General features: G+C 58.3%; 3 protein-coding genes and 1 rRNA gene. All 4 read right to left on the bottom strand.

The window, feature by feature from the left end; translation table 11 throughout:
- Positions 1–10: 10 nt before the first annotated feature.
- The gene (recD, locus tag ACIOU6_RS21405) at positions 11–2116 is read right to left on the bottom strand and encodes an exodeoxyribonuclease V subunit alpha (RefSeq protein WP_401138818.1); all 2106 of its coding nucleotides are present in this window, start codon (positions 2114–2116) and stop codon (positions 11–13) included.
- Positions 2113–5802 (bottom strand): exodeoxyribonuclease V subunit beta, encoded by a 3690-nt coding sequence (gene recB / locus ACIOU6_RS21410; protein ID WP_401138819.1) that lies wholly within the window; start codon positions 5800–5802, stop codon positions 2113–2115. The genes recD and recB overlap by 4 nt, the downstream gene beginning before the upstream one ends.
- A complete protein-coding gene (gene recC / locus ACIOU6_RS21415; RefSeq protein ID WP_401138820.1) occupies positions 5799–9251 on the bottom strand; it encodes an exodeoxyribonuclease V subunit gamma in 3453 nt (1150 codons plus the stop codon). The genes recB and recC overlap by 4 nt, the downstream gene beginning before the upstream one ends.
- A 154-nt stretch (positions 9252–9405) precedes the next feature.
- Positions 9406–9499, bottom strand: a 5S ribosomal RNA gene (rrf, locus tag ACIOU6_RS21420); the annotation flags it as partial.

A 9499-nucleotide genomic window follows, 5' to 3' on the forward strand; every position in this document is an offset into this window, starting at 1 on the left:
GCGTTTACCTTCAAAGAGGCTCGGCACCCTCCTCCAGTTCCAGCATGAGCCCGCTCAGACGCTTGACCTTGCGCTGTACCGCCTCCTCAAATACCCCGATACGCGGTTCGATCAGTGTGAACCAGTGCTTGGCCCGGGTAATACCGGTGTAGATCAACTCCTTGGTCAACACGGGATTCAAGGCATCCGGCAGAATCAGCGCCGTGTGGGCGAACTCCGAGCCCTGGGATTTGTGCACGGTCATGGCGTAAACGGTTTCGACGTCATTGAGCCGACTCGGCAACACGAAACGTACCCCGCCCTGACCGTCATTACGCGGGAAGGCTACGCGCAACACCGGTTTTCCAGCGTCCGGCCCTTCGCGTTCCGGTAGTTTGAGTGCGATGCCAATGTCACCGTTCATCAAACCCAGACCGTAGTCGTTACGGGTCATCAGTACCGGGCGGCCTTCGTACCATTGTTGGTCGTTCTCGATCAGGCGAGCCTTGAGCAGGGCCGCGGTGATGCGTTGGTTGAGGCCTTCAACACCCCACGGCCCTTTGCGCACCGCGCACAACAGCTGAAAGGCGTCGAACGCCTGCAAGACTTCACGGGCCCAGTCGATCCAGTCCGGATGTTCGAGCGGCCTGCCCAGCGATGGACGCTGATTGCGCAACACACTCAGATAATGCCGATAACCTTGCGGGCCATCGCCATGGCCTTCGAGCAGCAGACGCTCCAGTTTGTGATCGTGCTCGCCCTTGAGCAGCAACGAAAACACATCGTCATAGTGCCCCGTCGCCAGCAACTGCCGTGCCTCCTCCGGTAACTGCTGATTGACCCGTCGCGCGAGCTGGCCGATGCCGCTGCCCTCGCCGAAGCGCCGCGAGTGACGCAACATGACCACTTGCTGGGCCAATGGATGGGAAGCGTCGAGGTCTTCATGCAAAACGCCGGCCTCCAGGGATTCGCCGCTGACCGACTCCAGCCATTGCCGGGTCTGCGGGCTGTACCAACCGTCCTCGGCATCACGACACAGATCCCCCAGCACCGCGCCGGCCTCCACGGAGGCCAGTTGATCCTTGTCGCCCAGTAACACCAGACGCGCATGCGGCGGCAACGCGTCGAGCAGATTGGCCATCATTTCCAGATCAATCATCGACGCTTCATCGACCACCAGCACATCCAAAGGCAAGCGGTTACCGGCATGGTGCCGGAAGTGCCGGGTGCCGGGACGGCTGCCGAGCAAGCGATGCACCGTGGTGACGTCGCAGGGGATTTTGGCCCGAACGTTTTCGGCGACTGTCAGCGTTTGCACTTGCTGACTGATCGACTCGGTCAACCGCGCAGCCGCTTTGCCAGTCGGTGCTGCCAGACGAATGCGCAGTGGGAGGCCTGCCTCGACCGCCGGCGCCTGAAGCAGCGCGAGCAAACGCACCACGGTGGTGGTTTTGCCGGTGCCGGGACCGCCCGTGATAATGCTGAAGGCACCGCGCGTGGCAAGAGCACAGGCGAGTTTCTGCCAGTCGATCACCTCACCAGGCTTGGCTGAGCCGAACAGTTCATCCAGTCGCTGCGGCAGATCACCCGGCGTCGCCTCAACTTGGGCGAGACGTTGGCGTAGCGCCGAATCGATACGGCGCTCGTAAGCCCAATAGCGTCGCAGGTACAGCCGCTTTGATGACAAGACCAACGGCCGCTGCTGCGCCACATCACTGCTATCAGCCGCCAAGGCTACCAAGGGGCTGCCCGCCAGAACCTTGCACCAATGGGCACCATCGAGCGTTTCAAGCAGTTGCGAGGGCAGTAACAGCACACCCCCTTGCACATCGCCTTCGGGCGGGAGCGACAGGGCAAAATCCGGGGCTTTAAGGGTTTCAAACAAATCCAGACACACATGGCCATGCCCGAGCTGATGGCTGGTCAGTGCCGCAGCGAGCAGCACCAGTGGATCGGTATCCGGCTCAAGCTCGTGAAGAAATGCCACGAATGCCTTGTCGAGCGCTCGCAACCAGCCTCGCTCAACCCAACGATTGAGCAGCAACAGCAAGTCTTCAGCACGGGTCAGAGGCGAGAGCGAGGACAGGCTGTCGGCTGTCAAAGGGGTCGGCAGCAGATCGTCGAAGGTGCGGCTCATAGCAGGACTCCCTGTTCCCATGCGGGTTCGGCCTTGGGTTCGGGTTTGCCCTGGAACATCCGGTCGAGGCGCTCAATCAATTCACGGGGCGGACGGGCAAAATACACACCGCGACTGTCTGCGCGAGTCCCGCGCAGAAACAGATACAGCGCGCCGCCGACATGCCGGTCGTAATCGTAATCTGGCAAGCGAGCCTTGAGCTGACGATGTAACGCCAACAGGTACAACACGTATTGCAGGTCGTAGCGGTTGTCGAGGATCGACAGCTCCATGGCCTGCGCGGTGTAGGCCAGGTCATCAACGCCCAGCCAATTGGATTTGTAGTCGGCCACGTAATAACGACCATCGTGTTCAAAGGTCAGGTCGATGAAACCTTTGAACATGCCATTGAGCTGCACCGGCTCTGCCGCCACCCGTGCCACGCCATTGTGGGTGTACTGACGCACCAGTTCGTCGAGTTTGACTACGTCGACTTTATGGCTGGCGAACCAGAACTCCATCTCGACGCGGTACTGCTGCAATTGCTCAAGAATGACGGGAGGCTGCCCACCAGCGATAGGCAACGGGGATTTGAGCAGATGTTGCAGCCAGTCACTCAGGGTGATGATCCAGCCTTCCCATCCGCGAAGATTGCAGCGTCGGGCAATCGCATCCTCCAGCGCCTCGCGGGAAACGGCAAAACTGTCTTCACCTGCCCACTCCAGCAGACCATGGAGGAACGTTCCCGGGTTGGGACCACGAGGGAAACGATGAATATCCGCGCCGCCGGCAATGATGTCTCGCGGAGCATCGGGGTCAAGGCGTTCATCATCGAACAGCTTTTGTGCTTGAGGACTGTCCGGCGCTTCATCACTGCCCACACTCAAAATGTCGCTGATGCGCAATGCACTGTAGGACGCAATCCACCAGTTTTCACTGGCCTTGCGCTTGGGCAATAGCGTGGCACTGAGCAAAGCGTCATTGCGTGGAGGCAGGTAATGCTCGTCGGTGGCCAGGGGCATTTCACCCGTGCTGATTGCCGGGCAGTCGTGTTGCAGCTCTTGTAGCCAGCGATTCAGCGCATTGGATTCCCCCAGAGATGCTCCGCCACCCAACAAGTAACCCAGCGCCGAAAGGTGCAGCACCGAACTGTTGTTATTGCCGCGTTTGAGATCCGTCACCCCCAGCCAACAAGCATGTTGCGCACGGGTCAAGGCGACATAGAGCAAGCGCAGATCCTCGGCCAGACGCTCGTCGTCCGCTTGCGTAATCAATTCGGCAGTCGGCCTCAGACTCACTTGAGCCTTGCCCGATGCATCGTGGTAATGCAGCGGCAATCGGCTGCCATCCACCGGTTTGGCCGAGCAGATGAAGGGCAGAAATACCAGGGGATACTCAAGGCCTTTGGACTTGTGAATGGTCACGACTTTGACCAGTTGCTCATCACTTTCCAAACGCAGAATCTGCTCTTCACCGGCCTGACCGGACAACGACAGAAGCTCGGCCAAATGGCGGATCAACGCTTGCTCACCATCCAGCTCCGCAGCGGCTTGCTGCATCAGCTCGGACAGGTGCAAAAGGTTGGTCAGCACGCGCTCACCGTCACTGCGAGTCATCAAGGTTTGTGGCAAATGAAAATCGTGCAGCAGGCGTCGCAACATCGGCAGGACGCCTTGTTTGCGCCACAGCTCACGGTAGCCACGGAACTGCATGACGCGAGTTTCCCACACCAGTTCGTCCTGATTCAGACGCTCCAGCTCCGCCAATGGCAGATTCAGGGTGATGCAGGCCAGCGCGGCCTTGAGAGAGCGCTCGACATCCGGTTCGGCGCAAGCCTTGAGCCAGGAAAGCAGGTCGTGAGCTTCTTGCGCGGCAAAAACCGAATCCTTGTCCGACAAATACACGCTGCGCACGCCACGGGCAGCGAGTTCGCCGCGCACAGCCTGGGCCTCTTTACCGTCACGTACCAGGATCGCGATGTCAGAAGGGCGCAGACCTTTGAAGTCTTTACCCTCTTGTACGAATCCAGCAACACCTGTTTGCCCCCCATTGAGCAACGCGGTGATTTCACTGGCACATGCCGATGCCAACTGCTGACGATAGACCACGCCAGAAAGGGGCTGATCGGAAGACAATAACCAGACATTCAGCGCCGCAACGTCTTGCCCGGCAATCTGCAGTTTTTCTTTACGGCCCTGCGAGTCGACAGGTTGAAACGGCACCGGGTTCTCACCGTTTTTCTCCCGGAACAAAAACGCGCCGCGTCCCTGCTCTCGGGATTCGGCGCGTTCGAATATGTGGTTGACCGCGTCCACCATGCCATGGTTTGAACGGAAATTGGTGCCCAATGTATGCAGTCGGCCTGTCGTGGCTAGCCGGGCGCGCAGATAGGTGTAGATGTCCGCACCGCGGAACGCGTAGATCGCCTGCTTCGGGTCGCCGATCAGAAACAGACCGGTGTCCGGATTGTTTTCTTCGATGCGGTAAATGCTCTCGAAGATTCGGTACTGCACCGGATCGGTGTCCTGGAATTCGTCGATCAACGCGACCGGGAACTGTTCGCGGATCAACGTCGCCAGGCGCTCGCCCCCGTCAGATTGCAGGGCTGCATCCAGGCGCAATAGCATGTCGTCGAAGCCCATTTCGGCGCGGCGACGCTTCTCTTCCTCAAAACGCGCACCTACCCATTTGGCGGCATGTTGCAGAACGGCGGCGTCGGGGGTCGGCAAAGCATCGAGACTCGATTTAAGGCTCGACATGGCATCCAGCCCGGGATGACGGGGGACCTGGCCTTTCCAGGCCTCAGCCATACCGTCGGGCGTCAGTCGAGTGAATCCGGTGCCGATGTCGAGCTGCTCGAGGGACTCGTCCTCGGCCCAGGCTTTGAGCTTCTCGAACCATGGTTCAAAGTAGCGCGCCTGCATCTTGCGACCGTCGACGGTTTTACTCGCGACGCCCTGATGACAGATGGCGAGTAACTCGTCGGCCCACTGACGCCAAGGCATTTTCAGTTCGATCAGCGCTGCACGGCGTTCTTGCAGACACTCGTCGATCAGCTCCGCCGGGGGCTTGCCTTCGTCGCTGTCGCGTTCACTGGCGAACAGGCCACGCACCCGAGGCAACAACGCAGCAGGCCCGCCCCAATTGCTGCGAACCCAATTCAAGGCATCACCCTGCATCGGATAACAGAACAGTCGCCAGTAATCGCGCAGCACTTCCCCGAGCAAATCGCTGTGATCAGTCTCCAGCGACTGAGTGAACAGGCTGCCGCTGTCGAAAGCGTGCTCGCGCAACATGCGCTGACACCAACTGTGAATGGTGGAAACCGCCGCTTCGTCCATCCATTGTGCGGCGATATCGAGACGGTTGGCGCAACCGGGCCATTGCTGATACTCGAATTGATCGCGCAGCTGCGCGATCAATCCGTCAGGAGCGGGTATCTCGTCTCTGAAGAAGCGCGCGGCCTCGGCAAGGCGAGTGCGAATCCGCTCGCGCAACTCTTTCGTGGCAGCATCGGTGAACGTCACCACAAGAATCTGCGGTGGCAACAGTTCTCGGGCAAAGCCATTCGATTCGCCGCCATGGCCCAGAATCAGACGCAGATACAGCGCAGAAATAGTGAAGGTTTTACCGGTGCCGGCACTGGCTTCGATCAACTGGCTACCACGTAATGGGAATGCCAGAGCCAGCGGTATCTTCTTGCTCATGACCGAGTTCCTTCGCTGGACAACGAACGCCAGGGCGCTTCAAGCAAAGGCCGATACAAGGTATCGCACCAACCGGAGAACGTCTCGTCTGCAAGTAATGCATCAAAGTCGGCATATTGCCGTGACAGCGCCGGGCTTTCGCGGCGCTCGCCCTCACTGGTTTGGCCATCACCCTCATAGGCTTTACGCGCCGCGGCTTCAGCCTTGAGCGGATCAGTCTGTGATAACCAGGCGAACGCGGTCTTTACCGCGATCGGCAATGGTTGACGCATTCCAGCCTGCCAGGCGAGAAGAAGATCCCCAAGGAAACGAACAGCTCTGTCTGGCTCCATCGGTTCGAGCAGCAAGGTGTCATCGCTGGCCACCAACGCCGTGGTCATCGAAAGTCTGCTGGCGCAGGCGACCAAGTGATTAACCCAAGGTTTGGTCAGTCGATGCCATTTGCGGTTCTTGATCGAGCCGATGCTGTTGGGGATGGTCGTGACTGACAACACGCCACCGTCGGCACGTTGATGCAAGCCCGAAAGCCAACCTTCAAGGCGTAAGCCCTGTAGTGCCATAGAGATCGGGATCGCACTGGTCAACGGTGTCGGCCATAACGTCAGCAACTGTTGATAGCGCTGCAACAGATCGGGCAACGGCTCGATCAACTCACGTTGAAGACATTCACCAAAACCGGCCATGGGTAGAAGTCCGCTGTTTTGCAAACGTCTGGCTTGAGCCGCGAGCGCTTGCTCGACATTATCCGGCTGTCTGAGCGCAGCTTCGAGCAAGCTGTCGCTGAGCGTATATCGCTGCAACGCGTCCAAGACAAAAGGCTCTTCGTCGGCGAGCGGCGCTTCGGCGGCTTCGAAATACACCTTGAGGCGCTGGGTGAAAAAGTGTCGAACGGGGTTACGCAAGAAGTCCTGCAGCAGGGCAAGGCTCAGCGGCTCTTCTTGAACACACGGAGCGAGCAACTCCACCTCGTTTTTGGGCGCCTGATGTTGATGCAATACCTGCCATTCGCTGGCATAGCTGAACAGTTGATCGCCCTCATGAAAATAGCGCGCACTGAACGGTTGCAGCGGATGCTCCTCGGTCATGGCATGCAATAAATCCTGACTTTCGTCGACTAATCGCCAACCGCTGGCAAGGTGATCGCGCAACTGGCCGATCAGCACCGAAGCCGGCCGCTCACTGTTGTCACGAATGCTGCGGCCGACCCAACTGATGTAGAGCTGATGACGGGCAGACAGCAGCGCCTCGAGCAAAAGATAGCGATCATCCTCGCGCCGGGAACGATCTCCCGGACGGTAATCGCTGCCCATAAGATCGAAATCGAGCGGCGGTTGGGCGCGGGGGTAATCGCCATCGTTCATCCCCAACAAACAGACGAGTTTGAAGGGAATGGCACGCATGGGCATCAACGTACAAAAATTCACTGCACCGGCGAGAAAGCGTTGGGACAGTCGGCCCTGATCCAGTCCAGCGAGCCAGGCCTCGCGAACCACGGTCAGCGGCAATTCATCTTTCAGGCCCACAGCCTCGCAGGTCTCCAGCCAGGTTTCACGAAGCTCTTCCAACTGGGTGAGCAGGTAGTCATCGTGCTCGTTGCTGGCCTTGAAGAACAACTGCATCAGCGCCTGCAAGCGATGACCCCACACGTTGGGTTGAGCCGGTTGCGTGAGTTCCTGATGAGCGAGTTCCAGTGCATCGAGCAAGGCAACCAATGGCCCGATAAGTGCGGCATCCAATCCGCCGATTTCGTCGTAGGGCTCGATACCCGCACAGGCATTGGCGCTGCCTACGGCATAGCCCAGCAACATTCGCCGCAAGCCGAAATGCCAGCTGTTCTGCTCCAGTTCGTCCGGCAAACCTAGTCCGGCACGTTGTTCGGCGTTCATTCCCCAGCGCACGCCGGCGCCTTCGATCCAGCGATGCAGCGTCGGTAAATCGCGCTCCTCCATACCGAAACGCGCACGTAATGCTGGAACGTCAAGCAGGTCGAGAATTTCGCTGACCGGGAAGCGGCTGTCAGGCAGTTTGAGTAGATGCTCGACGGCGATCAGCAATGGATCCCGACCACGCTGGCCCTGGTCCGCCAAGGTAAATGGGATGAAACGTGGATCATGTCGATCAAGCTGACCAAACACTGCACGGATATGCGGGGCATAGCTGTCGATGTCCGGCACCATCACAATTACATCGCGCGGCCGTAAATCCGGGTTGGCACTGAAGCGTGCCAATAGCTGGTCATGGAGGATTTCAACTTCGCGTTGGGCGCTGTGGGCAATGTGAAAACGGATCGACCGATCTTCATTCAGATCAACAGCAGACCAGTGCTCGCGTGTCTCATTGAGTGGCCGCAGTTCCAGGATGTCGTCCTGTAGTTGATTAAGCAGATTCTCTGGCCGGGTCTCACTGAACAGATCGATACGCCCGTCGCGAAAAGCTGCGCGATAGCTATTCGGATCGTCATAGCTGTCGAGCAAGTTGATGTAATCACGACCTTGTTTGCCCCATGCGGCCAGCAGCGGGTGGGCATGTTGGTGCAGTGTTTCCTGATCCAGAACCACGGGCATACCGTTCTTGCGGGACTGGCGCTTGTATTGGTGACGCAGTAAGTCCTTATCAGCGACGATATCGGCCCAGTGATGTCGACATGGGTTGTGTACACACAGTAGAACCTGACTGAAACGTGCGAGCCCTGCCAGCGCTTCAAGCACTTGTGCTGGCAAGGAAGAAATCCCGAAAACGATCACTCGCGAAGGGATCCCTTTGGGGGCTTCTTCAATCGTATTGATGCGTTCGATAAATCGCTGATGAACACCGGCACGGCTTTGAGCCATGCCCAGCGTTCCTACGTCATCCAGCAATGCACGCCACAACTCAGCCTGCCAACAACTGGTAGGCGGCAGTGGTTTTACTTCGCCTCTGACGTTACGCAATTGATGCCGTCCCTCAGCCCAATCCTCCAGCCAGTCGGCCCGATACACCTGGTATTGGTCAAAGAGATCCGCCAGACGCTCGGATAACTGATAGCGCTTACGCAAGTCGGTGTCGTGGGTGAGAAAGCGTTGCAGTGGTTCAAAATGCGGACGGTCGATGACCTGAGGTAGCAGGCGCATGAGCCGCCAGGTCAGCGGAGCTTTATCAAGCAGGGATTTGGCAGGAATTTCATCTCGGCCCAAGACCATACGGTAGAGCTGCCACATGAAACTGCCAGGCAATTGCACATCAATCGCTGCGGCGATACCGCAGCCGCCGAGGTCATCATCTTCAGGATCTTCGGCCAAGGCCAATTTGAGCCACTGGGCAATACCGTTGCTCTGGACCAGAGCAATTTCGTTTTCCAGGGGGGCCAGTGGATAGCGCCGCATTATGCTGACCACCAGGCTGCGCAGTTCGTCCAGGCTATTGCTCTGAACCACCATGAATGCAGCGTTGAGGGACTGGGCGTCCGGCATAAAAGCTTCCTTGGGAAAGTACAAAAGCCAGGGCAGAACCTTAGCACTGTCGGCAGGTTGTGACAGCCGGAAGAAGGCCCTACAGGCTGTAAGAACTTTCCTGCGGGCAAAACAAAACCCCAACTGCTTTCGCAATTGGGGTTTCGGAATTTAATCTTGACGATGACCTACTCTCACATGGGGAAACCCCACACTACCATCGGCGATGCATCGTTTCACTGCTGAGTTCGGGATGGGATCAGGTGGTT

The organism is Pseudomonas sp. NPDC087615 (genome assembly GCF_044743445.1).
Lineage (GTDB): Bacteria > Pseudomonadota > Gammaproteobacteria > Pseudomonadales > Pseudomonadaceae > Aquipseudomonas > Aquipseudomonas baetica_A.

Coding starts and splice junctions, on each gene's coding strand:
- recD (WP_401138818.1), bottom strand. CDS start 2,116: ATGAGCCGCACCTTCGACGATCTGCTGCCGACCCCTTTGACAGCCGAC.
- recB (WP_401138819.1), bottom strand. CDS start 5,802: ATGAGCAAGAAGATACCGCTGGCTCTGGCATTCCCATTACGTGGTAGC.
- recC (WP_401138820.1), bottom strand. CDS start 9,251: ATGCCGGACGCCCAGTCCCTCAACGCTGCATTCATGGTGGTTCAGAGC.